The sequence below is a fragment of the Pseudomonas sp. RHF3.3-3 genome (assembly GCF_048069595.1).
GTDB lineage: Bacteria > Pseudomonadota > Gammaproteobacteria > Pseudomonadales > Pseudomonadaceae > Aquipseudomonas > Aquipseudomonas fuscovaginae_B.
In genome coordinates, this window is the sequence record NZ_CP182250.1 from 4910905 (window position 1) to 4936771 (window position 25867).

The 25867-nt window shown below is 61.8% G+C and carries 26 protein-coding genes and 1 tRNA gene; 15 read left to right on the top strand and 12 right to left on the bottom strand.

All coding sequences use genetic code 11. The annotated features are described in order from the left end of the window. Window positions 1–319 precede the first annotated feature (319 nt). From ACMGT0_RS21485 to ACMGT0_RS21495, 3 genes are all read left to right on the top strand, one after another. Entirely contained in the window at window positions 320–1534 is a 1215-nt protein-coding gene (locus tag ACMGT0_RS21485) for an MFS transporter (RefSeq protein WP_416769718.1), read from the top strand. Between the two features lie 217 nt (window positions 1535–1751). Beyond that, window positions 1752–2654 carry a LysR family transcriptional regulator gene (locus ACMGT0_RS21490; RefSeq protein WP_416769720.1) on the top strand — a complete coding sequence of 301 codons (903 nt, stop codon included), beginning with the start codon at window positions 1752–1754 and terminating at the stop codon, window positions 2652–2654. 95 nt (window positions 2655–2749) lie between these two features. Next, complete coding sequence (locus tag ACMGT0_RS21495) at window positions 2750–3358, top strand: DsbA family oxidoreductase (protein WP_416769722.1); 609 nt, start codon at window positions 2750–2752, stop codon at window positions 3356–3358. 233 nt (window positions 3359–3591) lie between these two features. On the opposite strand, the gene ACMGT0_RS21500 is transcribed toward ACMGT0_RS21495, so the two are convergent. From ACMGT0_RS21500 to ACMGT0_RS21510, 3 genes are all read right to left on the bottom strand, one after another. After that, window positions 3592–4131, bottom strand: a complete 540-nt coding sequence (locus ACMGT0_RS21500; protein ID WP_416769724.1) for an SH3 domain-containing protein — start codon at window positions 4129–4131, stop codon at window positions 3592–3594. A gap of 313 nt (window positions 4132–4444) precedes the next feature. Further along, on the bottom strand, window positions 4445–4915 hold the full coding sequence (locus tag ACMGT0_RS21505; protein WP_416769726.1) for a Bro-N domain-containing protein: 471 nt from the start codon (window positions 4913–4915) through the stop codon (window positions 4445–4447). 369 nt (window positions 4916–5284) lie between these two features. Continuing rightward, window positions 5285–5372: transfer RNA gene (locus ACMGT0_RS21510), tRNA-Ser, on the bottom strand. Window positions 5373–5496: 124 nt separating this feature from the next. Here ACMGT0_RS21510 and ACMGT0_RS21515 point away from each other — a divergent pair. From ACMGT0_RS21515 to ACMGT0_RS21545, 7 genes are all read left to right on the top strand, one after another. Then, window positions 5497–6168: a Bax inhibitor-1/YccA family protein gene (locus tag ACMGT0_RS21515; RefSeq protein ID WP_054057252.1), complete on the top strand. Its 672-nt coding sequence runs from the start codon at window positions 5497–5499 to the stop codon at window positions 6166–6168. A 110-nt stretch (window positions 6169–6278) separates the two neighbouring features. Beyond that, on the top strand, window positions 6279–6671 hold the full coding sequence (gene tusD, locus ACMGT0_RS21520) for a sulfurtransferase complex subunit TusD (protein ID WP_054057251.1): 393 nt from the start codon (window positions 6279–6281) through the stop codon (window positions 6669–6671). Window position 6672: 1 nt separating this feature from the next. Then, entirely contained in the window at window positions 6673–7035 is a 363-nt protein-coding gene (tusC, locus tag ACMGT0_RS21525) for a sulfurtransferase complex subunit TusC (RefSeq protein ID WP_054057250.1), read from the top strand. Next, a complete protein-coding gene (gene tusB, locus ACMGT0_RS21530; RefSeq protein ID WP_054057249.1) occupies window positions 7035–7334 on the top strand; it encodes a sulfurtransferase complex subunit TusB in 300 nt (99 codons plus the stop codon). The genes tusC and tusB overlap by 1 nt, the downstream gene beginning before the upstream one ends. Continuing rightward, window positions 7331–7666 carry a TusE/DsrC/DsvC family sulfur relay protein gene (locus ACMGT0_RS21535; protein ID WP_273823243.1) on the top strand — a complete coding sequence of 112 codons (336 nt, stop codon included), beginning with the start codon at window positions 7331–7333 and terminating at the stop codon, window positions 7664–7666. Before tusB ends, ACMGT0_RS21535 begins: the two co-directional genes overlap by 4 nt. Next, on the top strand, window positions 7663–8664 hold the full coding sequence (locus ACMGT0_RS21540; protein ID WP_054057247.1) for a glycosyl transferase family protein: 1002 nt from the start codon (window positions 7663–7665) through the stop codon (window positions 8662–8664). Before ACMGT0_RS21535 ends, ACMGT0_RS21540 begins: the two co-directional genes overlap by 4 nt. Before the next feature lie 91 nt (window positions 8665–8755). Next, window positions 8756–9754, top strand: a complete 999-nt coding sequence (locus tag ACMGT0_RS21545) for a glutathione S-transferase family protein (RefSeq protein ID WP_054057246.1) — start codon at window positions 8756–8758, stop codon at window positions 9752–9754. A 52-nt stretch (window positions 9755–9806) separates the two neighbouring features. Here ACMGT0_RS21545 and cysG read toward each other — a convergent pair whose 3' ends face one another. Genes cysG through ACMGT0_RS21575 form a run of 6 tightly spaced genes read right to left on the bottom strand, consistent with a single transcriptional unit; the run spans window position 9807 to window position 17308 of the window. Further along, the gene (cysG, locus tag ACMGT0_RS21550; protein WP_054057245.1) at window positions 9807–11201 is read right to left on the bottom strand and encodes a siroheme synthase CysG; all 1395 of its coding nucleotides are present in this window, start codon (window positions 11199–11201) and stop codon (window positions 9807–9809) included. Next, window positions 11202–12482, bottom strand: coding sequence for a serine--tRNA ligase (gene serS / locus ACMGT0_RS21555; protein ID WP_054062804.1), 1281 nt, complete (start codon window positions 12480–12482; stop codon window positions 11202–11204). A gap of 16 nt (window positions 12483–12498) precedes the next feature. Further along, complete coding sequence (gene crcB / locus ACMGT0_RS21560) at window positions 12499–12873, bottom strand: fluoride efflux transporter CrcB (RefSeq protein WP_054057243.1); 375 nt, start codon at window positions 12871–12873, stop codon at window positions 12499–12501. Then, window positions 12870–14195: a replication-associated recombination protein A gene (locus ACMGT0_RS21565; RefSeq protein ID WP_273823240.1), complete on the bottom strand. Its 1326-nt coding sequence runs from the start codon at window positions 14193–14195 to the stop codon at window positions 12870–12872. The genes crcB and ACMGT0_RS21565 overlap by 4 nt, the downstream gene beginning before the upstream one ends. A gap of 19 nt (window positions 14196–14214) precedes the next feature. Further along, a complete protein-coding gene (gene lolA / locus ACMGT0_RS21570) occupies window positions 14215–14838 on the bottom strand; it encodes an outer membrane lipoprotein chaperone LolA (protein WP_017903657.1) in 624 nt (207 codons plus the stop codon). Window positions 14839–14896: 58 nt separating this feature from the next. Beyond that, a complete protein-coding gene (locus tag ACMGT0_RS21575) occupies window positions 14897–17308 on the bottom strand; it encodes a DNA translocase FtsK (RefSeq protein WP_054057241.1) in 2412 nt (803 codons plus the stop codon). A gap of 296 nt (window positions 17309–17604) precedes the next feature. On the opposite strand from ACMGT0_RS21575, the gene trxB reads away from it, so the two are divergent. The 4 genes from trxB to infA all read left to right on the top strand — a co-directional run bounded on the left by trxB (window position 17605) and on the right by infA (window position 20634). After that, entirely contained in the window at window positions 17605–18555 is a 951-nt protein-coding gene (gene trxB, locus ACMGT0_RS21580) for a thioredoxin-disulfide reductase (RefSeq protein ID WP_054062805.1), read from the top strand. Window positions 18556–18718: 163 nt separating this feature from the next. Next, the gene (gene aat / locus ACMGT0_RS21585; protein WP_416769733.1) at window positions 18719–19405 is read left to right on the top strand and encodes a leucyl/phenylalanyl-tRNA--protein transferase; all 687 of its coding nucleotides are present in this window, start codon (window positions 18719–18721) and stop codon (window positions 19403–19405) included. 122 nt (window positions 19406–19527) lie between these two features. Then, a complete protein-coding gene (locus ACMGT0_RS21590; RefSeq protein WP_054057258.1) occupies window positions 19528–20235 on the top strand; it encodes an arginyltransferase in 708 nt (235 codons plus the stop codon). Between the two features lie 180 nt (window positions 20236–20415). After that, window positions 20416–20634 (top strand): translation initiation factor IF-1, encoded by a 219-nt coding sequence (infA, locus tag ACMGT0_RS21595; RefSeq protein ID WP_002553999.1) that lies wholly within the window; start codon window positions 20416–20418, stop codon window positions 20632–20634. A 263-nt stretch (window positions 20635–20897) separates the two neighbouring features. Here infA and clpA read toward each other — a convergent pair whose 3' ends face one another. Together clpA and clpS are read right to left on the bottom strand one after the other, a co-directional pair. Then, window positions 20898–23168: an ATP-dependent Clp protease ATP-binding subunit ClpA gene (gene clpA, locus ACMGT0_RS21600; protein ID WP_017903652.1), complete on the bottom strand. Its 2271-nt coding sequence runs from the start codon at window positions 23166–23168 to the stop codon at window positions 20898–20900. Between the two features lie 28 nt (window positions 23169–23196). Further along, window positions 23197–23556 carry an ATP-dependent Clp protease adapter ClpS gene (gene clpS / locus ACMGT0_RS21605; protein WP_017903651.1) on the bottom strand — a complete coding sequence of 120 codons (360 nt, stop codon included), beginning with the start codon at window positions 23554–23556 and terminating at the stop codon, window positions 23197–23199. Window positions 23557–23782: 226 nt separating this feature from the next. On the opposite strand from clpS, the gene cspD reads away from it, so the two are divergent. Continuing rightward, window positions 23783–24052 (top strand): cold shock domain-containing protein CspD, encoded by a 270-nt coding sequence (cspD, locus tag ACMGT0_RS21610; RefSeq protein WP_054057257.1) that lies wholly within the window; start codon window positions 23783–23785, stop codon window positions 24050–24052. A 78-nt stretch (window positions 24053–24130) separates the two neighbouring features. On the opposite strand, the gene icd is transcribed toward cspD, so the two are convergent. After that, window positions 24131–25387, bottom strand: coding sequence for an NADP-dependent isocitrate dehydrogenase (icd, locus tag ACMGT0_RS21615; protein ID WP_054062806.1), 1257 nt, complete (start codon window positions 25385–25387; stop codon window positions 24131–24133). Window positions 25388–25867: the final 480 nt, after the last annotated feature.

Here is a 25867-nt window from a genome sequence, read left to right on the forward strand (position 1 = left end):
CAGAACGCTACAGCCGCGCCCCCGACTCCGAGTGCCACAGCCGCCGTTGCCAAGAGTTTCCTACAGGACATGGATACCCACCTCGCTCTCCTCGTCTCCAACCTCGGCTTGTTCGGTGCCGATCCGTTGAGGGGAATGAGCCTAAATGAGCCTGATGCCCCAGGGTATCGGGCCCTCGCGCAAGGAAGCTTTGCTCATCACGCAACGCTGCCGGCGTTGCGCGACGTGCACAGGTTCGTTGCCGGAAGTGGGTATTCCGGCAACCGGGCCGCCCACATAGGCTGGTGCCTGTCCTTTCAACCCATTCGGAGATGTCGCCATGTCAGCGAGCAGCCCTGAAATTCCTGCTTTCACGTCGGTGCATGCCGACACCCCCTCCAACCTGTCCAAGGCACTGGTTGCGTTTCTGGCGTTCTGCTGTGGCGCCGTCGTTGCAAACCTCTACTACGCCCAGCCCATCGTCGAACTGATTGCCCCGAGCATTGGCCTTTCACCTGAACATGCCAGCCTGATCGTCTCGTTGACCCAGTTCGGCTATGCCGCCGGGCTGCTGTTCCTCGTACCCCTGGCGGACCTGATGGAAAACCGCCGGCTGGTGATCGGCTTTACGCTGGTGGTCGGCGCCTTCCTGGCGGCCGCCGGCTTCGCCCAAACGCCCTCACTGTTCCTGACAGCCTCGCTGATGATCGGCCTGACCTCGGTCGCCGTGCAGATCCTGGTCCCGCTGGCCGCGCACATGGCCCCCGAAAGCAGCCGCGGTCGAGTGGTCGGGAACATCATGAGCGGCCTGCTGCTCGGCATCCTGCTCGCCCGTCCGGTCTCGAGCCTGTTGTCCGAGTACTTCGGCTGGCGAGGGGTGTTTTACAGCGCCGCGGTCCTGATGGTGGTGATTGCGGCCCTGGTGGCGATGCTGCTGCCTGAACGGCTGCCGAACCATCACACCACCTACCGCCGCCTGATCGGCTCCGTCTTCGGCCTGGCCAGGCAGTACGCGGTTCTGCGTGAACGCTCGCTGTACCAGGGACTGCTGTTTGCAAGCTTCAGCTTCTTCTGGACCATCGTCCCGATCGAGCTGGTCCGTCACTACGGCTTCAGCCAGAACGGGGTGGCCCTGTTTGCCCTGGTCGGCGCGGTGGGTGCCATTGCCGCGCCCATTGCCGGGCGACTCGCCGACGCCGGCCACGGCCATGTCAGCACCCTGGTTGCGTTGATACTGGCCCCGGTGGCGCTGTTGCTCGGCGGCATCCCCGGACTGGGCTACCTGGGCCTGGTGGCAGCGGCGATCGCCCTGGACTTCGCGGTGCAACTGAACATGGTCCTCGGCCAGCGTGAAGTCTACGCCCTGGACCCCAACAGCCGCGCACGCCTCAATGCCGTGTTCATGACCAGCATCTTCGTAGGCGGGGCACTGGGTTCGATGGTGGCGAGCCCCCTGTACGAGGGCTTCGGCTGGACCACCGCGATCCTCACTGCAGCGGCGATCCCGGCCCTCGCCCTGGTGATCTTCCTCGCCAGACATGCGGGCAAGCGCTGACCCGTAAGGCCCGCAGAGGCTGGCAACAGGACGCCCCGCATTGCCAGCCTGCGCCAGGCTTCGCTCAAGACCCGCGCGCCCCCACAAGCGCCAGCAACAGCACATGCGTCCTATCCAGCCCACCCTCTCGCCGAATATGATCCAGGCAGCCGCACATCCAGAACGGCTGGGTGACAGCCGCTACGGGTCAGGGAATCTCTTCAACAGAGTCGGAAATATGGATAAGTTTCTCGCGTTGAGCATGTTCGTCGAGACGGTACGCTGCGGCGGCTATTCGGCAGCAGCCCGCAAGCTGGGCGTGGCGACCTCCTCCGTGGCGCGCCAGGTCGCAGCGCTGGAGTCGGACCTGGGCACCACGCTGATCACGCGCAGCACCCGGCAGAACAGCCTGACCGATCTGGGCCAGGCCTACTTCGATAACGCCGTGGCGATCCTCGATGCGCTGGCCGCTGCCGACAGCATGGTGACCGACCGCGGCAGCGAAGCGAAAGGCAAGCTGCGGGTAAGCGTGCCGGTGGAGTTCGGGCGCCGCCTGATTTCCCCGCACCTGGGCCGCTTTCTCGCCAACCATCCGGGGCTTGAGGTCAGCCTGAATCTCAGCGACGAGATGGTCGACCTCTACAAGGATCGCATCGACCTGACCGTGCGCCTGGGCTCGACGGTTTCCAGCGAAGAGGTCATCTGCAGCACCATCGGGCATTTCCAGCGCTGGCTGGTGGCAAGCCCTGCCTACCTCGCGCAGCAGGGTGCACCGACGCAACCGGGCGAACTGACCCAGCACGCGTGCATGCGATTCGACTACGGCGGGCCCATGCGGGACTGGCACTTCGAAATCGACGACGAAACGGTACCGGTCGCCGTGCAGGGGCGGATGCAGAGCAATAATGCCGATATCCTTCGGCAGGCGGCCATCGCCGGTCAGGGAATCGCGCTGCTGGCCGACTGGTTGGTCGCCGAGGACGTACAACATGGGCGACTGACACGCCTGCTGTCCGAATATGAGGTGAACCCGACCTCAGTCAATACATCGATCAATATCGTCTACCTGCCAATCAACCGTGAATCGACGCGCATCAAGGTGTTCGTTCAGTTCATGAAAGAGTTGCTGAATATGGCCTAGCAGCCAGCGCAATACTCAATTGCGCCATCTATGGCTTCTGTTGATTCGAACAGCTCCGTACCCTTAAGGTGATCAACTCCTCAAGGGCATTCACCATGGCGACTCCTCCCCTGCTAGCGTTTGACTTCCTTGACCCTTGGGGCTGGGTGGCGGAGCGTCGCCTGGCTGCCGCCATGCACCAGGCTGGCAGGCCGCTGGAGATCATTTTCCAGCCGTGCCGCTCCTCGCTCAGCCGAGCCGCCGCCGGGATGGCCTACTCCGACTACCTGGAGCGCCGCTTCGGAACGGAGGCCGTGGTCCATCAGTCGCTGGTCGCGACGGAACTGCGCAAGCTCGGTATCGAGCCGCAATTGGGCAAGATCCTCACGGTCCCCGACACGCGCCTCGCGCAGGCTGCCGTGTTGTGGCTGCAGAGAAGCGGCAGGCCAGCACAGGCGTTCGTGGAGCGCGTGTACGAGGCCCTGTTTTGCCAGGCTGCGGATATCGGCGCGCTGTCGACGCTGGAGCGACTTCTCGCTCCCGAGGGGGTTGCATTCCGGGACGTCGAGGCGTTCATCGAGAGCGACGCCTTCAGCCAGGAGCTGGATGAAACCGAAGCGATGGCCGCTGCGTGGACGGGACGTGTCATTCCCTCATTGCGCATCAATGGAACGGTCGTGTACGGCGCGCAGACACCCGGCGTGTTGGCACCGATGTTTGCCTGAGGGGTTGCGGTACGCATGCGAGAGTTTCGAAACGTCCATTGAATTTCATCGCCTGTAAGCCTGTCCGCAAGATCACTCGCGTGACGAGCGTGCAACGCTGTGCTCGCAGGCGTAGCCTACAAGCCAGCTTTTATGAATTTTGTATGGTGCTTCTGAGCGAGTTAAGAATATATGTCCAGCCAGCTGGACGAGCGAATGGCACATTCGCAGAGCTTATGGCGTGATGGCTCGTATTAGATGCCGTAACGCTTGTGGCCTCCTGAAGTAATGCAGTACCGGCCACCACGAGGCCCGATGCACACGTTTCCAGAGGAACAAGGACAGGAAGAACCATAAATTGGAGTCTGTTGGCGAGCAGGCTGTATCGGCTGAACCCCTGGCTTTGGCTTTAAAGCGACGTAGCAGTCGGATCCGCTGCAGAGGCTTTTGGACGAAAGCCACTTCGAAGGTTGACCATCTATGCTGATGCGCGCCCATTCATTTCGCGTCTCGAAGACCTGAACCTTTTCACCGCGTTTCAGCTTTGAGATAACCTTGCCGCTAGGTTGATCCCGGACATTGAGATTGTCAGCGCTTACGAACTGTTCATTTATTAAGGCAGGGACCGGTGCTGAGGGAGAAATTGGACTAACTGACGCCAGCACGCTCGGAGCACTTGGCTGTCGCTGGGCTGGAGGGGTGTCTTTTTTCCCCGTTGCCCACAGAACAGCAAAAAGAATCAGGAGTGGGACAAACCATGGCTGGGACTTCTTGCGCATATCCATTGCTCTCATTCGGCACGTAATACATAGGCTGTGCGCTTGACCAACCTGAGGTCACTCGTCTACGTCGATCTTAGACAAGCTTTCAATTTTTGCAGTCTATGCAATTCGCGAACTTTCGACGTCGTTCAGGCGAAGCCATGGATACCTCCCTCCAACATGCATCCTCCTGGAGTGTTAAAGATGCACCATGACTTTCCGGGACTGCACAGCTAGGGCACGGAGTTAAGACCATAGGGCTAAATGAGAGGGCAAAAGTCGCACCAGTGCCTTCATGGCACTGGTAGGGCCCACTGCGATTGAACAGTAACAACGGTCACTTGCGTCATTGAGCTGGCACACACTCCGTCGGCAGCATGAGCCCCGGAACATCTCGCCATCTGATCCACGCCTCGTTCTGCCAGTGCAGCAGACTGACCGCATGACCTGCCCAGTGCAGCGAACTGAGGCTGGGCCCTTGCTTGGCGGTGCCTACCGGAGTACTTCGCAACGTTGGAATGACTTCATGGGTCAGCCATCGCCGCAGATTTTGGTTTTCCGGGATGTGATGGTGAATCATCAAGGCGTACATGCCCGACTCGCTGACCATCAGGGTTTCCTGGATGACTCCGTGGTAGTTCAGCCAGAGCATGCGCCGCTGATCGCTGTCGAGCTTACGGGTCAGGCGTTCGTCCAGTGAACGCCCCATCAAACGCCCAAGGTCGGTCACGCTGAACCAGGCTTGTGATTCCAGCATCAGGGCATGGATAAAACGATTGTGACGAATGAAGCGGGCAGGTTCGAAGTGTTCATTCATATTGATTTCCCCAACCAGTCGCGTTGAAACCGCCTCCTGACGCCAATCAGGGTGGGCGGGGCCGTATGGGTTGGCGTACCGGCTAGTTGGACCCGGCGCATCCGAAGATGCCCACATACGGCCCGCCCATAACAGACAGCCACACGCAGGACACGAAAGCCGCGATCGCGGCTTTGTGCCTTCCAAACCAGCCAGGACGCCAATCCTGTATCGCTGAAGCTCAGCGACATCTAGACCTTAACGCTCGGTGGTCGGTTGGAGATATCGGATATGTGAGCACATATCGTACGAAAAGTCTTGGATGAGGCTGTGCACTTCGCCCAGAAACGAAAAAGCCCCGAAGATTCGGGGCCTTGACAGTGTGCAAGATGGCGGAGGCGCAGAGATTCGAACTCTGGGACCTGTTACAGTCGGCAGTTTTCAAGACTGCTGCCTTAAACCACTCGGCCACACCTCCCATGCATTGCGGGCGCCATGATACCGGAATGAAACACACTGTCAAACTCTCGTGATAGCTTGTTACAGAGCCTCTGTTATGATCTTTGCGACTGAACATTTCAAAACCGAAGGAGAGTTTCGCCATGCGCGAACAGGATTACGCCGTTAACAACAGCGTGCAGGCTGAGCAGCTAGAGGTTAGCCGCGTCCTGCGCAACACTTACAGCCTTCTCGCCCTCACCCTGGCCTTCAGCGGTGTGATGGCTTTCGTCGCCCAGCAGATGAACGTGCGCTACCCGAACGTCTTCGTGGTCCTGATCGGCTTCTACGGGCTGTTCTTCCTCACCAACAAGCTGCGCGATTCCGTCTGGGGCCTGGTGTCGACCTTCGCCCTCACCGGCTTCATGGGCTTCCTGCTCGGCCCGATCCTCAACCGCTACCTGGGCATGCAGGGCGGCGCCGAAGTCGTCAGCTCGGCTTTCGCCATGACCGCCCTGGTGTTCGGCGGCCTGTCGGCCTACGTGCTGGTGACCCGCAAGGACATGAGCTTCCTCAGCGGCTTCATCACCGCCGGCTTCTTCGTCCTGCTGGGTGCCACGCTGGCCAGCCTCTTCTTCAACATCAGCGGCCTGCAACTGGCGATCAGCGCCGGCTTCGTGCTGTTCTCGTCGGTGTGCATCCTGTTCCAGACCAGCGCCATCATCCATGGCGGCGAGCGTAACTACATCATGGCGACCATCAGCCTGTATGTATCGATCTACAACCTGTTCGTCAGCCTGTTGCAGATCTTCGGCATCATGAGCCGCGACGACTGATCACCTGCATGAGCAAAAAGCCCGCTTCGGCGGGCTTTTTGTTGACCGCGATTTAGCTTCTTGGGGAGTCTGGCCTTATCATGGCGACAGATTCGCTGACAGAGCCTTCCATGAAGTTTGCCATTGCGCTGTTTTCCCCGCCCCACGCGCCCTCTTCCCGACGGGCCCTGCTGTTCGCCCAGGCCCTGCTCGCCGGCGGCCATGACATCGTGCGGCTGTTCTTTTACCAGGATGGCGTGCACAGTGCCTCGGGCAACGTGGTCACGCCACAGGACGAACAGGACCTGCCACGGGAATGGGCCAGTTTCGTCAGCGACAACCAGCTCGACGGCGTGGTCTGCATTGCCGCGGCCCTGCGCCGGGGCGTGCTGAATGACGAGGAAGCCCAGCGCTACGCGCGCTCGGCGGTGAACCTGGGCGCCGGCTGGGAACTCTCGGGCCTGGGGCAATTGCATGATGCGGTGCAGGCCGCCGACCGCCTGATCTGCTTCGGAGGGCCTTGAGATGTCCAAGTCTCTGTTGATTATCAGCCGCCAGGCGCCGTGGTCCGGGCCGAGCGCCCGCGAAGCCCTGGATATCGTCCTGGCCGGCGGCGCCTTCGATCTGCCCGTGGGCCTGTTGTTCATGGATGACGGGGTGTTCCAGCTCATGCCGGGGCAGACGGCCAAGGCCGTGCAGCAGAAGGACCTGACGGCCAACCTGAAGGCATTGTCGCTGTTCGGCGTCGAGGACCTGTTTGCCTGCCGCGACAGCCTGGCCGATCGTGGCATCCTCGCCGACCAGGTGGCCAGCGCAGACCTGAACCTGCTGGCGACCGAAGAAATCGTCGCGCTCGTTAATCGTTATGACCAGGTGATCACGCTCTGATGTCGACCTTGCACGTATTGTCCCACTCCCCTTTCACCGACAGCCGCCTGGGCAGTTGCCTGCGCCTGCTGGGTGCCGAGGACGCCCTGCTGCTTTGCGGCGACGCGGTATACGCCCTGCAACCGCGCAGCCTACCGCTGGAAGCCCTGGAAGAGCGCGCCGCCACGCTGCGCCTGTTCGCCCTCGACGAGGACCTGCAGGCCCGCGGCCTGGAGTGCCCGAGCTGGGCCACACGCGTGGACTACCCGGGCTTCGTCGAATTGTCGGTCCGGCACGACAAGGTCAATACCTGGCTATGAATACCCTGACGGTGAACGGGCGGGACATCGCCCTGGACAAGGACGGTTACCTGGTTGAACTGAGTGACTGGTCGCCCGAGGTCGCCGGCGCCCTCGCCGCCCGTGAAGGCATCGAGCTGAGCCCCGAGCACTGGGAGATCCTCGAACTGCTGCGCGGGTTCTACCGGGAATTCGAGCTGTCACCGGCCACTCGCCCGCTGATCAAGTACACCGCCTCGAAACTGGGCGTGGAAAAGGGCAACAGCCTGCACCTCAACCGCCTGTTCAATGGCACTCCCGCCAAACTGGCCGCCAAGCTGGCGGGCCTGCCCAAGCCGACGAACTGTCTATGACCGAATACGTGCCGCTGATCACCGAAACACCCGAGGAACATCCTTTCGCCCCATTCGTACGCATCCTCGGCAAGGGCAAGCGTGGCGCCCGCGGCCTGAGCCGCGAGGAAGCCCGTGAGGCCATGGGTATGCTGCTCGACGGGAAAGTCGAAGAGACCCAGCTCGGCGCCTTCCTGATGCTGTTGCGGCACAAGGAGGAAAGCCCGGAGGAACTGGCCGGCTTCACCGAGGCCCTGCGCGAACGGCTCGATGCCCCATCCCTGCAGGTCGACCTGGACTGGCCGACCTACGCCGGCAAGAAACGCCACCTGCCCTGGTACCTGCTGGCCGCCAAATGCCTGGCCCAGAACGGCGTGAAGATTCTGATGCACGGCGGCGGCGCCCACACCGCGGGCCGGCTGTACACCGAACAGTTGCTGGAAACCCTGCAGATTCCGCTGTGCCGCAACTGGCAGGCCGTCGGGCAGGCCCTGGCCGCCGGCAACATTGCCTTTGCGCCCCTGGTCGACTGGGCCCCCCAGCTGCAACGGATGATCGACCTGCGCAATACCCTCGGCCTGCGCTCGCCGATCCATTCGCTGGCCCGCGTCCTCAACCCGCTGGGGGCGCGCTGTGGCCTGCAGAGCATCTTCCACCCCGGCTACCAGGCCGTGCATCGCGAAGCCAGCCGCCTGCTGGGTGATACCGCCATCGTGATCAAGGGCGATGGCGGCGAGATCGAGGTCAATCCCGACAGCACCAGCCACCTGTACGGCACGGCCAACGGCGAAAACTGGGATGAGGAATGGCCGGCGTTATCCGAGCAGCGCCATGTGAAGCCGGCGTCGCTGGAACCCGAACACCTCAAGGCGATCTGGCGCGGAGAGGTCGAGGACAGTTACCCGCAACTGGCGCTGCTGTCGACCATGGCACTGGCCTTGCGCGGGCTCGGCCTGCCTCGTGAAGAGGCGTTCGAACAGGCCCGGATTTACTGGGCCGCACGAGACAAATCGATTTAATCGATCACTCAACCCCAGGTTTTGCGCTATTTATTCGAACGATTCTCTTTAGACTGGGCTCCAACGCATCACTGCCAAGGAGTTTTTCTAGATGGGTCTCTTGATCGAAGGCCGCTGGCACGACCAGTGGTATGAAAGCAGCAAAGACGGCGCCTTCCAGCGCGAGCAGGCGCAGCGTCGTCACTGGGTGACCGCCGATGGCCAGCCGGGCCCCAGCGGCGAAGGCGGCTTCGTCGCCGAGGCCGGTCGCTACCACCTGTATGTTTCCCTGGCCTGCCCCTGGGCCCACCGTACGCTGATCCTGCGCAAGCTCAAGGGCCTGGAAAGCCTGATCGACGTCTCGGTGGTCAGTTGGCTGATGCTGGAAAACGGCTGGACCTTCGACAAGAGCCATGGCTCCACGGGCGATCACCTCGATGGCCTGGCATTCATGCACCAGCGTTATACCGCCGACACCGCCGACTACACCGGCCGGGTGACTGTGCCGGTGCTGTGGGACAAGAAGCTCAAGCGCATCGTCAGCAACGAGTCGGCCGAAATCATCCGCATGTTCAACAGCGCGTTCAACGGGCTGACCGGCAACACCCTGGACTTCTACCCGCCAGCCTTGCGCCCGGTCGTCGATGAGTGGAACGAACGGATCTATCCGGCGGTGAACAACGGCGTCTACCGGGCCGGCTTCGCCACCTCGCAATCAGCTTATGAAACGGCTTTCGACGCGCTGTTCGTCGAGCTGGATCAGCTGGAGCGGCACCTGTCGCAACATCGCTACCTGGCCGGCGAGTACCTGACCGAGGCGGATGTACGGCTGTTCACCACGATGATTCGTTTCGACGCGGTGTATCACGGTCACTTCAAGTGCAACCTGCGGCGCATTGCCGACTATCCGAACCTGTCGAACTGGCTGCGGGAGATGTATCAGTGGCCGGGTGTGGCCGAGACGGTGGATTTCACCCATATCAAGGGGCATTACTACGCCAGCCACCGGACCATCAACCCGACAGGTGTCGTGCCCAAGGGGCCGGAGCAGGATTTCACTGGCAGCCATGACCGCGAGCGGTTGGTGGGGCGTGGGGTCTGGAAGAGCTGAGAGAGGTACTGCAGGAGCCGAAGACCCGCTCCTGCAGGTTTGTGTTGCTGGATCAGACCTGACCCTGGGCGCCTTCGAACCAGGCCAGTTTCTCGCGAAGCTGCACCACTTCGCCGACGATCACCAGGGTCGGCGCATGCACTTCATGCTCCGCCACCAGTTGCGGCAGGTTGGCCAGGGTGCCGGTGAACACCCGCTGGTTCGCCGTGGTGCCCTGCTGGATCAGTGCCGCCGGGGTGTCCGCCGAACGACCGTGCCGGATCAGTTGTTCGCAGATCACCGGCAAGCCGACCAGCCCCATGTAGAACACCACGGTCTGCGCCGGCGCCACCAGGTCGACCCACGGCAGGTCGGTGCTGCCATCCTTCAGGTGACCGGTGACGAAGCGCACGGACTGCGCATGGTCACGATGAGTCAGCGGAATCCCGGCGTAGGCCGAGCAACCGCTGGCCGCGGTGATACCCGGCACCACCTGGAATGGAATGCCCTGGGCCGCCAGTTCCTCGATCTCTTCGCCACCCCGACCGAAAATGAACGGATCGCCGCCCTTCAGGCGCAGCACCCGCTTGCCCTGTTTGGCCAGCTCGACCAATTGCCGGTTGATCTGGTCCTGGGGCACGGCGTGATCGGCGCGGCGCTTGCCGACGTAGATACGGTCGGCATCCCGACGGCACAGTTCGAGGATCGCCGGCGCCACCAGGCGGTCGTAGAGCACCACGTCCGCCTGCTGCATCAGGCGCAGGGCACGGAAGGTCAGCAGGTCGGGGTCACCCGGACCTGCGCCCACCAGATACACCTCACCCGACGCATTCGGGGGCGTACCGTTGATCTTCTCCACCAGCAGCCGCTCGGCCTCAGCGCCCTGCCCGGCCAGTTGCCGATCGGCGATCGGCCCCTGGAACACCTCTTCCCAGAAGGCGCGACGCTGCTGCACAGCCGGGAACAGTGCCTTGACCTGATGACGGAAACGCGCCGCCAGCCCGGCCAACTGGCCATAGGTCGACGGAATCCAGGTTTCCATCTTGGCCCGGATCAACCGCGCCAGCACCGGTGCGTCACCGCCGCTGGACACCGCGATCACCAGCGGCGAGCGATCGACGATGGCCGGGAAGATCACGCTGCACAGGGCTGGCGCATCCACCACGTTGACCGGTACGCAACGCCGCCGGGCATCGGCGGAAACCTGGGCATTGAGCGCTTCGTCATCGGTGGCGGCGATGATCAGCACGCAACCATCCAGGTCGGACTCGACATAACCGCGCAACAGCATTTCGCCGCCGCTGCCGTCGATCAGCTCGCGCAGCTGGCTTTCAATCTCGGGAGCAACCACCCGCAACAGCGCACCGGCGTCGGCCAGCAGGCGAGACTTGCGCAAGGCAATCTCGCCGCCACCGACCACCAGGACACGGCTGCCGCGCAGGTTGTGAAACAGCGGCAGAAATTCCATTTAGCCGATGACCTCGATGCCGCCCATGTAGGGCTTGAGCACTTCCGGTACACGGATCGAACCGTCGGCCTGCTGGTAGTTCTCCAGCACCGCCACCAGGGTACGCCCCACCGCCAGGCCGGAGCCGTTCAGGGTGTGGACCAGTTCCGGCTTGCCGGTTTCGGCATTGCGGAAACGCGCCTGCATGCGGCGGGCCTGGAAGTCGCCACAGTTGGAGCACGAGGAAATCTCGCGGTACTTGTCCTGGCTCGGCACCCAGACTTCCAGGTCGTAGGTCTTCACGGCGCTGAAGCCCATGTCGCCGGTGCACAGGGCCAGGACGCGATACGGCAGTTGCAGCAGTTGCAGGACCTTCTCGGCGTTGGCAGTCAGGCCTTCCAGCGCTTCCATCGACTTCGACGGCTCGACCACCTGGACCATCTCGACCTTGTCGAACTGGTGCTGGCGGATCATGCCGCGGGTATCGCGACCCGAGGCACCGGCTTCACTGCGGAAGCACGGGGTGTGGGCGACGAATTTCAACGGCAGTTGCTTGGGATCGAGGATCTCGCCGGCGACGATGTTGGTCAGCGACACTTCGGCGGTCGGGATCAGGTACAGATCGGCTTCGCCGTCGCGCTTGATCTTGAACAGGTCTTCCTCGAACTTCGGCAACTGGCTGGTGCCCATCAGCGCCGGCGCCTGCACCAGGTAAGGTGTGTAGGCTTCTTCGTAACCGTGCTCGCTGGTGTGCAGGTTGATCATGAACTGCGCCAGGGCGCGGTGCAGGCGGGCAATCGGGCCGCGCAGCAGGGCGAAACGGGCGCCGGACAGCTTGGCGGCGGTTTCGAAGTCCAGCCAGCCGAACTTCTCGCCCAGGGCGACGTGGTCCTGGATCGGGAAGTCGAAGGCGGTCGGCGTGCCCCAGCGGCGCACTTCGACGTTGCCGTCCTCGTCGGCACCCACCGGTACCGATTCGTGGGGCAGGTTGGGGATACCCAGCAGGATCTGGTCCAGCTCGGACTGGATGGCGTCCAGCGCGGCCTTGCCTTCCGTCAGCTCGGTGCCCATGTTTTCGACGCTGGCCATCAGCGGCGCGATGTCTTCGCCGCGCTGCTTGGCCTGGCCGATACTCTTGGAAACCGCATTGCGCTCGGCCTGCAATTGTTCGGTGCGGGTCTGCACCACCTTGCGCTGGCTTTCCAGCTCTTCGATGCGGGCGACATCGAGGCTGAAGCCACGGGAGGCCAGACGATCCGCTACGTCCTGGAGGTTGCTACGTAACAGTTTGGAATCGAGCATGTCGGTTTCTCGTTATTCAGAGTTTGGTCAAGGACAGGCCAGCCCAGGTTGCGAGCAGCCCGCCGAATACGCTCAGGGCCGCATAGCCCAGGGCCACCAGCCCCTGCCCGCTTTCCAGCAGGCGAATCGTATCCAGTGAAAAGGATGAAAAGGTGGTCAGGCCGCCAACGAACCCCACGATCAGGCCGGCGCGGATTTCCACCGGGACCTCGGGGCGCAGCAAAAACAGGCCGTAGAGCACGCCAATCACCAGGCAGCCCACGATATTAACGGCCAACGTCGCGGTATAGAAGTGCCTGGGCCAATTGGCATTGATCAGATTGCCTGCGGCAAAACGTACCAGGGTGCCGATGATGCCGGCGACGGACACCGCGATTACGGTGCGGATCACGGTTTTCTCCGTTGTCTCGGGCTCTGCCGATCCAGCGCGGCGAGGTGGTTGAGCTTCTCGCCGATCTTAAGCTCCAGCCCGCGCGGAACCGGCTGGTAGAAGGCCTGCGGCTGCAGTTCCTCGGGGAAATAGTCCTCGCCGGCGGCGTAGGCGTCGGGCTCGTCGTGGGCATAGCGATACTCCTCGCCATAGCCCAACTGCTTCATCAGCTTGGTCGGGGCGTTGCGCAGGTGCAGCGGAACTTCCAATGAGCCATGTTCGGCCGCACTGACCATGGCGGCCTTGAAGCCCATGTACACCGCGTTGCTCTTCGGCGCGCAGGCCAGGTAGGTGATGGCCTGGGCCACCGCCAGCTCGCCCTCGGGGCTGCCGAGGCGTTCCTGCACATCCCAGGCCGCCAGGCACAGGCTCAGGGCCCGGGGGTCGGCGTTGCCGATGTCCTCGCTGGCCATGCGCACCACCCGCCGCGCCAGGTACAGTGGATCGCAGCCGCCGTCGAGCATGCGCGCGAACCAGTACAGCGCGGCATCCGGGTTGGAACCGCGAATCGACTTGTGCAGCGCGGAAATCTGGTCGTAGAAGGCTTCGCCGCCCTTGTCGAAACGCCGACGGGTATCGCCCAGCAGGCTCTGCAGCAGGTCGACGCCGATCTCGCCACCGTCTTCGGCCAGGTCCGAGGCGTTCTCCAGCAGGTTGAGCAGACGCCGTCCATCCCCATCCGCCGCCGCCAGCAGCATCTGGAAACCCTCGTCGCCCAGGCTCAACCGGCGCTTGCCCAGGCCGCGCTCTTCAGTGAGGGCACGCTGCACCAGCTTGCGCAGGGCCGCCTCGTCGAGGCTCTTGAGCACATAGACCCGCGCCCGAGACAGCAGGGCGTTGTTCAATTCGAACGAGGGGTTCTCGGTAGTGGCGCCGATAAAGATCAGCGTGCCGTCCTCGACATAGGGCAGGAACGCATCCTGCTGGGACTTGTTGAAGCGATGGACTTCGTCGACGAACAGGATCGTGCGCCGACCGTATTGCCCGGCCTGCTGCTTGGCGACCTCCACCGCCTGCCGGATCTCCTTGACCCCGGCGAGCACCGCCGACACGGTTTCGAAGTGGGCGTCCGAGACTTCAGCCAGCAGCCGCGCCAGGGTGGTCTTGCCGACCCCGGGCGGGCCCCAGAAGATCATCGAATGCAGTGCGCCCTGCTCCAGGGCTTCGCGCAACGGCTTGCCCCGGGCCAGCAGGTGCTCCTGGCCGACGTACTCATCCAGGTTGGTCGCCCGCAGACGGGCGGCCAGTGGCTGGGCGATCGGGGCACGGCTGAACAGATCCATGGGCTGCGTTTGAAACCTCTTATTCCTGGATGACGTCAGCACCCTTGGGGATGTCGAACTTGAAGCGGGCCGCATCGATCGGCTCGTTGGCCTTGACGCCGGTGAACAGCAGATTGGTGCGCTGGCCGACGCTGTCGATCAGTTGCATGTCGTTGACCAGGCCGTTGCGGAACGACAGGCGCAGGCTGTCGAACAGGGTGTCCTTGGTTTTCGGCTTGAGCACGAAGTCGATCACGCCACCGGCTTCCTTGGCAGTGATATCGAAGCTCTCGCTGATCTTCGACACGTCACCGGACAGCAGCAGCGCCGGGGTCTGGGTCAGGCGCAGGTCGAGCTTCTTGATGGTCACCTGCTCCAGGTCCGGGTCCCACAGGGTGACCTTCTGGCCATCGGAGATCATGGTCTGCTCCTGCGGCGCATCGGTGTGCCAGTAGAACAGCCCCGGGCGCTTGAGGGACATCTCGCCAGCGGTTTCCTGCAACTGGGTTCCGCTGCCATCCAGGGTCAGTTGCGAGAAACGCGCGGTGAGGGTCTGGGATTTTTCGAGCAACTGCGTCAGGCGCGCCACATCCTTCTGGTCGGCATGGGCCGACAAGGTGGTCAACGCCAGAACCGGCAACAACAGCATGCGAATGACACGCATGGGAGTCCTCATGGAATTCGTTTGAAGGATATGCCGCATGATCGCATGCGGCACGGAATCAGTCGCGCATCGGCCCGGGCGCAATCACTTCGCGCGAACCGTTGGTATTCATGGCCGTCACCACGCCGGCCATCTCCATGGCCTCGATCATCCGGGCGGCCCGGTTGTAACCGATCTTCAGCTTGCGCTGCACTGCGGAAATCGAAGCCCGGCGGCTTTCCAGGACGAACTGTACCGCTTCGTCATAGAGCGCGTCGGTTTCGGCATCCTCTTCGCCGCCACCGCCACCGCCGCCCTCGAAGCCGCTGCCGGCCTCTTCGACGCCGTTGAGGATGTCGTCGTTGTACTCCGGGGCGCCACGCAGTTTCCACGCCTCCACCACGCGGTGCACTTCATCGTCGGAAACGAAGGCGCCGTGAACACGGATCGGCAGGCTGGTACCCGGCGGCATGTAGAGCATGTCACCATGGCCCAGCAACTGCTCGGCACCGCCCTGGTCGATGATGGTCCGCGAGTCGATCTTGCTGGACACCTGGAACGCCATGCGGGTCGGGATGTTGGCCTTGATCAGGCCGGTGATCACGTCCACCGACGGCCGCTGGGTCGCCAGGATCAGGTGGATGCCGGCCGCCCGCGCCTTCTGGGCGATACGGGCAATCAGTTCCTCGACCTTCTTGCCGACGATCATCATCATGTCGGCGAATTCGTCGACCACCACCACGATGGTCGGCAACTTGGTCAGCAGCGGCGCTTCGTCGTGGATGCTTTCGCGGTTGTACAGCGGGTCCGGAATCGGTTCGCCGCGTTCCTGGGCTTCCTTGATCTTGGCGTTGAAGCCCGACAGGTTGCGCACACCCATCTTCGCCATCAGCTTGTAGCGCCGTTCCATCTCGGCGACGCTCCAGCGCAGGGCGTTGGCGGCGTCCTTCATGTCGGTGACCACCGGGCACAGCAGGTGCGGAATGCCTTCGTAGATCGACAGTTCGAGCATCTTCGGGTCGATCATGATCAGCTTGGCGTCTTCCGGGCCGGACTTGAACAGGATCGACAGGATCATCGCGTTGACCCCTACCGACTTACCGGAACCGGTGGTACCGGCCACCAGCAGGTGCGGCATCTTCGCCAGGTCAGTGATCACCGGCTTGCCGCCGATGTCGTGGCCCAGGGCCAGGGTGACCGGCGACTTGGCGTCGTCGTATTCCGGGGTCGACAGCACCTCGCGGAAACGCACGATCTGCCGATCCTCGTTGGGAATCTCGATACCCACCGTGGTCTTGCCGGGGATGACTTCCACCACCCGCACGCTGGTCACCGCCAGCGAGCGCGCCAGGTCCTTGGCCAGGTTGGCGATACGGCTGACCTTCACCCCGGCCGCCGGCTGGATTTCGTAACGGGTAATGACCGGGCCCGGATGGATCGAGTCCACCGACACTTCGACGCCGAACTCCTTGAGCTTGATTTCCAGCAGGTGGCCGACGGCCGCCAGGGATTCGGGAGAATGGTTGAGCTGCTTTTTCGCCGCCTCGTCGAGAATGGAGATCGGCGGCAGGGTGCCTTCGACTGCGCTGTCGACGAACAGCGGCGCCTGCTTCTCCTTTTCCACCCGCTTGCTCGGCTGTGGCGGCTTGGCCGGAGCCGGCATGATCACCGGCGGGATCTGCTTCTCGCGTTCGGACATGTGCTTGCTCAGCGCCTGTTCGCGCTCGATCAGGCGTTCCTTGGCCTTAGCCTGCTCGCGCTTGTCGGGAACGGCCGGAGCCACCACTTCGTGGACGCGGTCGTCCACCTCACGCAGTTGCGCCACCAGTTGCTTGCGCTCGGTACGGGCCGCCCACCAGCGGTTCAATGCCCCCTGGAACAGCTCGAACAGGTCGAGGGTGATCTTGCCGGTGACATCCATCACCTTGAACCACGACAGGTCGGTAAACACCGTGAGGCCGAACAGGAACAGGGCGATGAACAACAAGGTGCTGCCCTGGATATTCAGGGCGTTGCGCGCCAGGTCACCCAGGCTCTCGCCCAGGGCACCGCCGGCACCGGCTGGCAGGCCGGTCGGCGAATGGAAATGGATATGAGCCAGGGCCGCGCCCGAGAGCACCAGGAATACCAGGCCGATCAGGCGCCAGGAGAACAGCCAGCCACTCCACTGCCAGGGTTCGTGACGCTGGCGAAAGATCTGGTAGGTCTTGATCGCCAACAACAATGGAAATACGTAGGCGAAGTAACCCAGCACCATGAACAGGATATCGGCGCTGTAGGAGCCGGCAGGGCCGCCGAAGTTCTGCACGTCATCGATCTTGCTGTTATGACTCCAGCCCGGATCGTCCTTGCCGTAAGTCAGCAAGGCCATCATCAGGAACAGGCACAAGGCGCCGATGGCAATCAGCGCGCCTTCCTTGAGGCGATAATGCAGTTGCTGGCGCCAGAGTGGCACCACTGCTTTAGGCGGTGTTGCGGTGGATTTCTTCAAAACGCGTCTTTTCCTGCGCCCGAGGCGCGCCCAGCTGTTGATTGACGACAAAATACTGCCCACTCGGGGCCAGTAACAGTTATCCGGCAAAACCGCGGCTATTTTAAATATCAGCCCCTTATTATCGGTATTTGCCACTCCGGAAACTATCATCCTTACATGATGAACATTGTACGGGTTTGCGCGCCCGATGCCACGCCGCTGCCTCCTGGGTGTAGCATAGCCAACAGCGCTGTTCATGCCGCTCAATTTGAGCATGCATTCTCTTTTGTGACAAAGGCTTATGAGGTGTTTTTATGAACGAAGCCAAGCATTCGCGCCTGATCATTCTCGGCTCCGGGCCCGCCGGTTACAGCGCCGCCGTGTATGCCGCCCGTGCCAACCTCAAGCCTGTCGTCATCACCGGCCTGCAAGCCGGCGGTCAGTTGACCACCACCACCGAAGTCGACAACTGGCCAGGCGATGTCGAGGGCCTGACCGGGCCGGTCCTGATGGAACGCATGCAGAAACACGCCGAACGCTTCGACACCCAGATTGTCTACGACCACATTCATACCGCGGAGTTGCAACAGCGGCCGTTCATTCTCAAGGGTGACAACGGTACCTACAGTTGCGATGCACTGATCATCGCCACCGGCGCCTCCGCCCAGTACCTGGGCCTGCCCTCCGAAGAGGCGTTTGCCGGCAAGGGTGTTTCGGCCTGTGCCACCTGCGATGGCTTTTTCTATCGCAACCAGGTGGTTGCGGTGGTCGGCGGCGGCAATACGGCGGTCGAGGAAGCCCTGTACCTGGCCAATATCGCCAGGGAGGTACACCTGGTGCACCGTCGCGACAAACTGCGCGCGGAGAAGATTCTCCAGGACAAGCTCTTCGAAAAGGCTGCCAACGGCAATATCCGCCTGCATTGGAACCAGCATCTGGACGAAGTGCTCGGCGATGCCAGCGGCGTCACCGGCGCCCGCCTGCGCGACAGCAGCACCGGCGAAACCCGGGAGTTGCCGCTGGCCGGCGTGTTCATCGCCATCGGCCACAAGCCCAACACCGATCTGTTCCAAGGGCAATTGCCGATGCGCGATGGCTACCTGCTGGTGCAGGGCGGCAGCGAGGGCAATGCCACGGCAACGCAGATCCCCGGCGTGTTCGCTGCCGGCGATGTGGCCGACCACGTCTATCGCCAGGCCATCACCTCGGCGGGCGCAGGCTGCATGGCGGCGCTGGATGCCGAGAAGTACCTGGACGACAACTGACGCCGAAAGGCACCGCGATCCTTGCAGGAGCGTGGCTTGCCCGCGAAGCCTTAGGCAATCTTGAGGGCGCTTTCGCGGGCAAGCCCTGTTCCCACAAGGACTGCGATGCCTGCAACAGTGTGTTTACCCGCCCTCCCCTCTTCCTTTTCAAGCCAAGAACGCCATGCTGACCTGGTTACAACGCGACAACCTGAACTTCCCACCGCTGGCCAAGGCCATGCGCGAACCCAATGGCCTGCTGGCAGCCGGCGGCGATCTGTCCGCCGAACGGCTGGTCCAGGCCTACCGCCATGGCTGCTTCCCTTGGTTTTCCGAAAGCCAGCCGATCCTCTGGTGGTCGCCGGACCCGCGCACCGTGCTGTTTCCTGACGAACTGCACGTTTCCCGCAGCCTGGCCAAGCTGTTGCGCCAGCGGCGCTACCAGGTCACCTTCGATCGCGACTTCGCCGCAGTCATCCGCGCCTGCGCGGCACCCCGCGCCTACGCCGACGGCACCTGGATCACCGAAGCGATGCAGAACGCCTACCTGCAACTGCACGAACGCGGGTTTGCCCATTCGGTCGAGGTCTGGGACCAGGGTGAGCTGGTCGGCGGCCTCTATGGCCTGGCGATGGGCCAGCTGTTTTTCGGCGAGTCCATGTTCAGCCGTGCCGACAATGCCTCCAAAGTCGGCTTCGCCACCCTGGTCAGCCACCTCAAGGAGGCGGGTTTCGTGCTGATCGACTGCCAGATGCCGACCCACCATCTGCACAGCTTCGGCGCCCGGGCGATTGCACGTAGCGAATTCGCCCGTTATCTGCAGGAACACCTCGACCAACCCAACAGCGCGTCCTGGCAAGCGCCGCTGTAGAGCCGGCAAACCGGAAAATCACACGACAATCAAGTAACCTTCATACAGCGCCTAGGCGTGTTTTCCCAGGCTGGCTTACACTTGATTCAATGCAATTCAAAGCTTAATCCCGAGGGTTGATCATGACCGAGCTGGCGCGTTTGAAGTTTTATGCCACTCAACCCCACTCTTGCAGCTATCTGCCCGAGGAGCAGGCGACTACGCTGTTCCTCGATCCTAGCCAGCCCATGGACGTGCATGTCTACGCAGACCTGTCAGAAATGGGTTTCCGTCGTAGCGGCGACCACCTCTACCGGCCCCACTGCCAGAACTGCAACGCCTGCGTACCGGCACGCATTCCTGCGGCGCAGTTCCTGCCCAACCGCCAGCAGAAACGCATTCTCAAGCGCAACATGGACCTGGAAGTACGTGCCGCCAAGCCGCAGTTCAGCGAAGAGTACTTCGACCTGTACCGCCGCTACATCGAGCAACGCCATGCCGATGGCGACATGTACCCGCCCAGCCGGGACCAGTTCTCGACCTTCCTGGTGCGCGACCTGCCCTTCTCCCGGTTCTACGAGTTTCGCCTGCAGGGGCGGCTGGTCGGCGTGGCGGTGACCGACCTGCTGCCCAACGGCCTGTCGGCGGTGTACACTTTCTACGAACCGGAGGAAGAACGTCGCAGCCTGGGGCGCTACGCCATTCTCTGGCAGATCGGCGAAACCCTGCGCCTGGGCCTGGATGCGGTCTATCTCGGGTACTGGATCAAGAACTGCAAGAAGATGAACTACAAGACCCAGTACCGGCCAATCGAACTGCTGATCAATCAGCGCTGGGTCACACTCAACTGAGTACATCCCCGGCCAAAGCCCCTTCCATTCCAGTGGTAAAGCCCGCTGGAATCGGCCGGTTATTTTCGCTCGAAAGCACTAACCTCTTGGCGTGCAGGTGCTTTTTCGGGCACAATGCACGCCGCTTTTGCCTGGCGCAGTTGCACCGGGCCATTCACTGGACACCGAGGGCTTTACTGCATGTCGAAAGAAGACAGCTTCGAAATGGAAGGCACTGTCGTCGACACCCTGCCAAACACCATGTTTCGCGTGGAATTGGAAAATGGGCACGTCGTAACCGCGCATATCTCCGGCAAGATGCGCAAGAACTACATTCGTATTCTTACCGGTGACAAAGTGCGCGTCGAGCTGACGCCCTACGACTTGAGCAAAGGGCGCATCACCTACCGCGCTCGTTAATCAGGTCGATACAAGACGCCCGGCATTGCCGGGCGTTTTTGTTTGCGCGGGTTGGGATAGTGGCCAGCCTTTGAAGGCAATGTCGATGCCACTGACGTCTTCGCGGGCAAGCCCGGCTCCTACAGGAATGTGTCGTACGCGAGCGCGGGCACGACGATGAACCGTAGGAGCCGGGCTTGCCCGCGAAAAGGCCGGCGCAAGCAACACCCGATACAAACAAAAACGCCCGGCTAAGCCGGGCGTTTTTGCATGACAGCCTTGCATCAAGCCATTTCAGCGGTGGTCTCGAAGTCGAAGGTCAGCTCGCCATCCTTGATGTCGATGTGCACCACACCGCCATGCTCGGACAACTCGCCAAACAGGATCTCCTCGGCCAACGGACGCTTGATCTTGTCCTGGATCAGGCGCGCCATCGGACGTGCCCCCATGGCCGAATCGTAACCGCCCTCGGCCAGCCAGCTGCGGGCCGCATCGGTGACTTCCAGCTGTACGCGCTTGTCTTCCAGCTGCGCCTGCAGTTCGGTAAGGAACTTGTCCACCACGCTCTTGATGACCTCGTGACTGAGGCGACCAAACTGGATGATGGTGTCCAGACGGTTGCGGAACTCCGGCGTGAAGCTCTTCTTGATCACTTCCATGGCATCGGACGAATGATCCTGGTGAGTGAAGCCGATCGACGCCCGGGCCGCGGTTTCGGCACCGGCGTTGGTGGTCATGATCAGGATCACGTTGCGGAAGTCGGCCTTGCGCCCGTTGTTATCGGTCAGGGTACCGTGGTCCATGACCTGCAGCAGCAGGTTGAAGACTTCCGGGTGAGCCTTCTCGATCTCGTCGAGCAGCAGCACGCAATGCGGCTGCTTGGTGATGGCCTCGGTCAGCAGGCCACCCTGGTCGAAACCGACATAACCCGGAGGCGCACCGATCAGGCGCGACACGGTATGACGCTCCATGTACTCGGACATGTCGAAACGCACCAGCTCGATGCCCATCGCCTTGGCCAGCTGCCGTGCCGCCTCGGTCTTGCCGACGCCGGTAGGGCCGGCGAACAGGAACGAACCGACCGGCTTGTCCGGCGACTTCAGCCCGGCACGGGACAGCTTGATGGCGGTCGACAGCGAGTCGATGGCCGCATCCTGGCCGAACACGGTGAGCTTGAGGTCGCGCTCGAGGTTGCGCAGCAGTTCCTTATCGGAACTGGTGACGTGCTTCGGCGGAATCCGCGCGATTTTCGCGACGATATCCTCGACCTGCGGCACATCGATGCGCTTGACGCGCTTGTCCGCCGGCTGCAGACGCTGGAAGGCGCCCGCCTCGTCGATGACGTCGATGGCCTTGTCCGGCATATGCCGGTCATTGATGTAGCGCGATGCCAGCTCGGCCGCCGCACGCAGCGCCTCTTCGCTGTATTCGATATTGTGGTGCTGCTCGAAACGCCCTTTCAGGCCGCGCAGGATACCGATGGTGTCCTCGACCGAGGGCTCGGTCACATCGACCTTCTGGAAACGCCGTGCCAGCGCACGGTCCTTCTCGAAGATGCCGCGGAATTCCTGGAAGGTGGTCGAGCCGATGCAACGGATATCACCCGAGGACAGCAGCGGCTTGAGCAGGTTCGAGGCATCCATGACGCCGCCGGAAGCGGCACCGGCACCGATGATGGTGTGGATTTCGTCGATGAACAGGATCGCCTGCGGACGCTTTTTCAGCTCGCCGAGCAGCGCCTTGAAGCGCTTCTCGAAGTCGCCGCGGTACTTGGTACCGGCCAGCAGGGCGCCCAGGTCGAGGGAGTAGACCACACTGCTCGCCAGCAGGTCGGGCACCTGGTTGTCGACGATGCGCTTGGCCAGGCCTTCGGCGATCGCGGTCTTGCCGACGCCCGCCTCACCGACCAGCAACGGGTTGTTCTTGCGCCGCCGGGCGAGGATCTGCGCCACGCGCTCGACCTCGTGCTCGCGCCCGACCAGTGGATCGATACGCCCCTGGCGCGCCAGCTCGTTGAGGTTGCTGGCATACGCATCCAGTGGGTTGCCTGAAGATGAAGACTCACCGCCCTCTTCGTCCTGCATATCCTGCTCGCTTTCGGAGTGATCGCCATGCCCTGGCACCTTGGAGATGCCATGGGCGATGTAGTTGACGACATCGATACGCGCAACGCTTTGCTGCTTGAGCAGGAACACCGCCTGGCTTTCCTGCTCGCTGAAGATCGCGACGAGCACGTTGGCACCCGTCACCTCACGCTTACCGGAGCTCTGCACATGGAACACGGCCCGCTGCAGGACACGCTGGAAACCCAGGGTCGGCTGGGTCTCGCGATCTTCGTCATGCACGGGGATCAACGGCGTGGTGGAGTCGATGAACTCCTGCAGGTCGTGCTTGAGTTTGTCGAGGTTCGCACCGCAGGCCCGTAGGACGGTAGCGGCTGCCTCGTTATCCAAAAGGGCCAGCAAAAGGTGCTCGACCGTCATGAATTCATGACGCTTCGAACGAGCCTCCTTGAAGGCAAGATTGAGGGTGACTTCGAGCTCGCGGTTTAACATAGTTCACCTCATACCCAACTGGTCGGCGTTAACCGTCCTTCTCGATTTCACAGAGTAGCGGATGCTGGCTTTCCCTGGCGTACTGGTTGACCTGCATGGCCTTTGTCTCGGCGATGTCGCGGGTAAACACTCCACATACTGCCCGTCCTTCCGTGTGAACCGCCAGCATGACCTTGGTGGCCAGCTCGCGATTCAAGTTAAAAAACACCTCGAGCACTTCGACGACGAAATCCATCGGTGTGTAGTCATCATTGAACAACACCACCTTGTACATCGGTGGCGCCTGCAACGCAGGTTTCGCCTCCTGCATGGCAACGCCCGAGCCGTCGTCGTGGAAATCCGGGCGATCCTGATTGAATGTTAGTCGAATCTGGCTGATTGCATGCATGGAAAGAAAGGTTCGTCAGTTGAGCAAATACAGTGATGGGGACAATCCGGCCCATTTCAAGACTGACCGAATGGTCACCTTGACTATCGGCAAATCGGTGTTACAACCAATAGAGACCAGATTGGGTAATAAAGGTCCATATCGTCAACCATTTTTCTGGTTCACGCAGTGAAGGATGAACTGGATGATACTCCAGTGATGGGGTCGTTTGCAGAGGGATATGAGCATGCCGAGCGGTAAGGTCAAGTGGTTCAACAACGCCAAGGGCTATGGTTTCGTCCTGGAAGAAGGCAAGGATGAAGACTTGTTTGCCCACTATTCAGCCATCCAGATGGACGGCTACAAAACCCTCAAGGCTGGCCAGGCCGTAAGCTTTGAGATCATCCAGGGCCCCAAAGGTCTGCATGCGGTCAACATACAGAGCGCTGCCGTAGTGACCCCAACCGATGACAAAGCATTGGTTTCCAAGAGCAAGGCGAACAACGTCAGCGCCTGAGTCATCTCACAGAAACATCCAGCTATAAAAAAGCCCGATTCAAGGATTTGAATCGGGCTTTTTTATCGCCAATCCGTCTTACATGTGCGCGATCAGCGCGTCACCGAAACCGGACGACGAAACGAGCTTGGCCCCCTCCATCAGACGCTCGAAGTCATAGGTCACGGTCTTGGCCCCGATGGCGCCATTGGTACCCTTGATGATCAGGTCGGCAGCCTCGGTCCAGCCCAGGTGACGCAGCATCATTTCCGCCGAGAGGATCAGCGAGCCGGGGTTGACCTGGTCCTTGCCGGCATACTTCGGCGCTGTACCATGGGTGGCCTCGAACATGGCCACGGTGTCGGACAGGTTGGCGCCCGGCGCAATGCCGATACCGCCCACCTCGGCCGCCAGGGCGTCGGACAGGTAGTCACCGTTCAGGTTGAGGGTCGCGATCACGTCATATTCGGCCGGACGCAGCAGGATCTGCTGGAGCATGGCATCGGCGATGGCATCCTTGACCACCACGTTGCGCCCGGTCTTGGGGTTCTTGAACTGCATCCACGGGCCACCGTCGAGCAGGGTCGCGCCGAACTCCTCTGCCGCCACCTCATAGGCCCATTCCTTGAAGGCACCTTCGGTGAACTTCATGATGTTGCCCTTGTGGACGATGGTCAGCGACTTGCGATCGTTGTCGACCACATATTGCAGGGCCTTGCGCGCCAGGCGCTTGGTGCCTTCCTTCGACACCGGCTTGACGCCGATACCGCAGTCCTGGTCGAAACGGATCTTGGTCACGCCCATTTCTTCCTTGAGGAACTTGATGACCTTGTTCGCTTCCGGCGAACCGGCCTTCCACTCGATCCCGGCATAGATGTCCTCGGAGTTCTCGCGGAAGATCGTCATGTCGACATCGCCGGGCTTTTTCACCGGGCTCGGCACGCCCTCGAACCAGCGCACCGGGCGCAGGCAGACATACAGGTCGAGTTGCTGGCGCAGGGCCACGTTGAGCGAACGGATACCGCCACCCACCGGCGTGGTCAGCGGCCCCTTGATGGAAACCACATAGTCCTTGACCGCATCCAGGGTTTCCTGGGGCAGCCAGGTGTCCTGGTCATAGACCTGGGTGGCCTTTTCGCCGGCATAGACTTCCATCCATGAGATCTTGCGCTTGCCGCCGTAAGCCTTTTCGACAGCCGCATCGACGACCTTGATCATCACCGGGCTGATGTCGACGCCAATACCGTCACCTTCGATGAAAGGGATGATCGGGTGATCAGGAACATTGAGAGAGTGGTCTGCGTTGACGGTGATTTTGTCACCGACGGCTGGAACCTGAATCTTCTTGTATCCCATGTTGTACTCCATCTATGGATTGAACATCTGGCTGCGTTCGAGCGTACCCCAGTTAAATGTAGACGGAAACCTCGCCCCCACCCATTTCCCCTGAAAAGCGGCAAGTTCGCGGCGTACAAGCTTGAAATCAAAGGGAAAAGCGCCAATCTCCAGCACCAGACACTCATCGGCGGGGCAACTGCGGGTGCGACCTTTAGACCAATGGACGAAAAGAGTTGGGCATGAACGCTCGGCGTTTTGCCAGCAACCTATGTATACTCGCGCCGCTGACCACAGGGTCACGATGGCCGACGCCTCTGTTACAGGAAATGTAGCCAGGAACTGCCGCCCAGAGCCGGGCTGTTACCGCAGCCCGACCGCTTGACGCTCGACTGATGCACCCAACATCACCGCGAAGAAACTTCGATTTTCGACTCATGGACGACTTTGAACGAACGCGCTTATCCGGCGCACCTCGAGTTAGTTTCTGCGCATGCTTTA

Excerpts from the sequence above, each read along its gene's own strand:
- ACMGT0_RS21485 (WP_416769718.1), top strand. The coding sequence starts at position 320 with ATGTCAGCGAGCAGCCCTGAAATTCCTGCTTTCACGTCGGTGCATGCC.
- ACMGT0_RS21490 (WP_416769720.1), top strand. The coding sequence starts at position 1,752 with ATGGATAAGTTTCTCGCGTTGAGCATGTTCGTCGAGACGGTACGCTGC.
- ACMGT0_RS21495 (WP_416769722.1), top strand. The coding sequence starts at position 2,750 with ATGGCGACTCCTCCCCTGCTAGCGTTTGACTTCCTTGACCCTTGGGGC.
- ACMGT0_RS21500 (WP_416769724.1), bottom strand. The coding sequence starts at position 4,131 with ATGAGAGCAATGGATATGCGCAAGAAGTCCCAGCCATGGTTTGTCCCA.
- ACMGT0_RS21505 (WP_416769726.1), bottom strand. The coding sequence starts at position 4,915 with ATGAATGAACACTTCGAACCTGCCCGCTTCATTCGTCACAATCGTTTT.
- ACMGT0_RS21515 (WP_054057252.1), top strand. The coding sequence starts at position 5,497 with ATGCGCGAACAGGATTACGCCGTTAACAACAGCGTGCAGGCTGAGCAG.
- tusD (WP_054057251.1), top strand. The coding sequence starts at position 6,279 with ATGAAGTTTGCCATTGCGCTGTTTTCCCCGCCCCACGCGCCCTCTTCC.
- tusC (WP_054057250.1), top strand. The coding sequence starts at position 6,673 with ATGTCCAAGTCTCTGTTGATTATCAGCCGCCAGGCGCCGTGGTCCGGG.
- tusB (WP_054057249.1), top strand. The coding sequence starts at position 7,035 with ATGTCGACCTTGCACGTATTGTCCCACTCCCCTTTCACCGACAGCCGC.
- ACMGT0_RS21535 (WP_273823243.1), top strand. The coding sequence starts at position 7,331 with ATGAATACCCTGACGGTGAACGGGCGGGACATCGCCCTGGACAAGGAC.
- ACMGT0_RS21540 (WP_054057247.1), top strand. The coding sequence starts at position 7,663 with ATGACCGAATACGTGCCGCTGATCACCGAAACACCCGAGGAACATCCT.
- ACMGT0_RS21545 (WP_054057246.1), top strand. The coding sequence starts at position 8,756 with ATGGGTCTCTTGATCGAAGGCCGCTGGCACGACCAGTGGTATGAAAGC.
- cysG (WP_054057245.1), bottom strand. The coding sequence starts at position 11,201 with ATGGAATTTCTGCCGCTGTTTCACAACCTGCGCGGCAGCCGTGTCCTG.
- serS (WP_054062804.1), bottom strand. The coding sequence starts at position 12,482 with ATGCTCGATTCCAAACTGTTACGTAGCAACCTCCAGGACGTAGCGGAT.
- ACMGT0_RS21565 (WP_273823240.1), bottom strand. The coding sequence starts at position 14,195 with ATGGATCTGTTCAGCCGTGCCCCGATCGCCCAGCCACTGGCCGCCCGT.
- lolA (WP_017903657.1), bottom strand. The coding sequence starts at position 14,838 with ATGCGTGTCATTCGCATGCTGTTGTTGCCGGTTCTGGCGTTGACCACC.
- trxB (WP_054062805.1), top strand. The coding sequence starts at position 17,605 with ATGAACGAAGCCAAGCATTCGCGCCTGATCATTCTCGGCTCCGGGCCC.
- aat (WP_416769733.1), top strand. The coding sequence starts at position 18,719 with ATGCTGACCTGGTTACAACGCGACAACCTGAACTTCCCACCGCTGGCC.
- ACMGT0_RS21590 (WP_054057258.1), top strand. The coding sequence starts at position 19,528 with ATGACCGAGCTGGCGCGTTTGAAGTTTTATGCCACTCAACCCCACTCT.
- infA (WP_002553999.1), top strand. The coding sequence starts at position 20,416 with ATGTCGAAAGAAGACAGCTTCGAAATGGAAGGCACTGTCGTCGACACC.
- clpA (WP_017903652.1), bottom strand. The coding sequence starts at position 23,168 with ATGTTAAACCGCGAGCTCGAAGTCACCCTCAATCTTGCCTTCAAGGAG.
- clpS (WP_017903651.1), bottom strand. The coding sequence starts at position 23,556 with ATGCATGCAATCAGCCAGATTCGACTAACATTCAATCAGGATCGCCCG.
- cspD (WP_054057257.1), top strand. The coding sequence starts at position 23,783 with ATGCCGAGCGGTAAGGTCAAGTGGTTCAACAACGCCAAGGGCTATGGT.
- icd (WP_054062806.1), bottom strand. The coding sequence starts at position 25,387 with ATGGGATACAAGAAGATTCAGGTTCCAGCCGTCGGTGACAAAATCACC.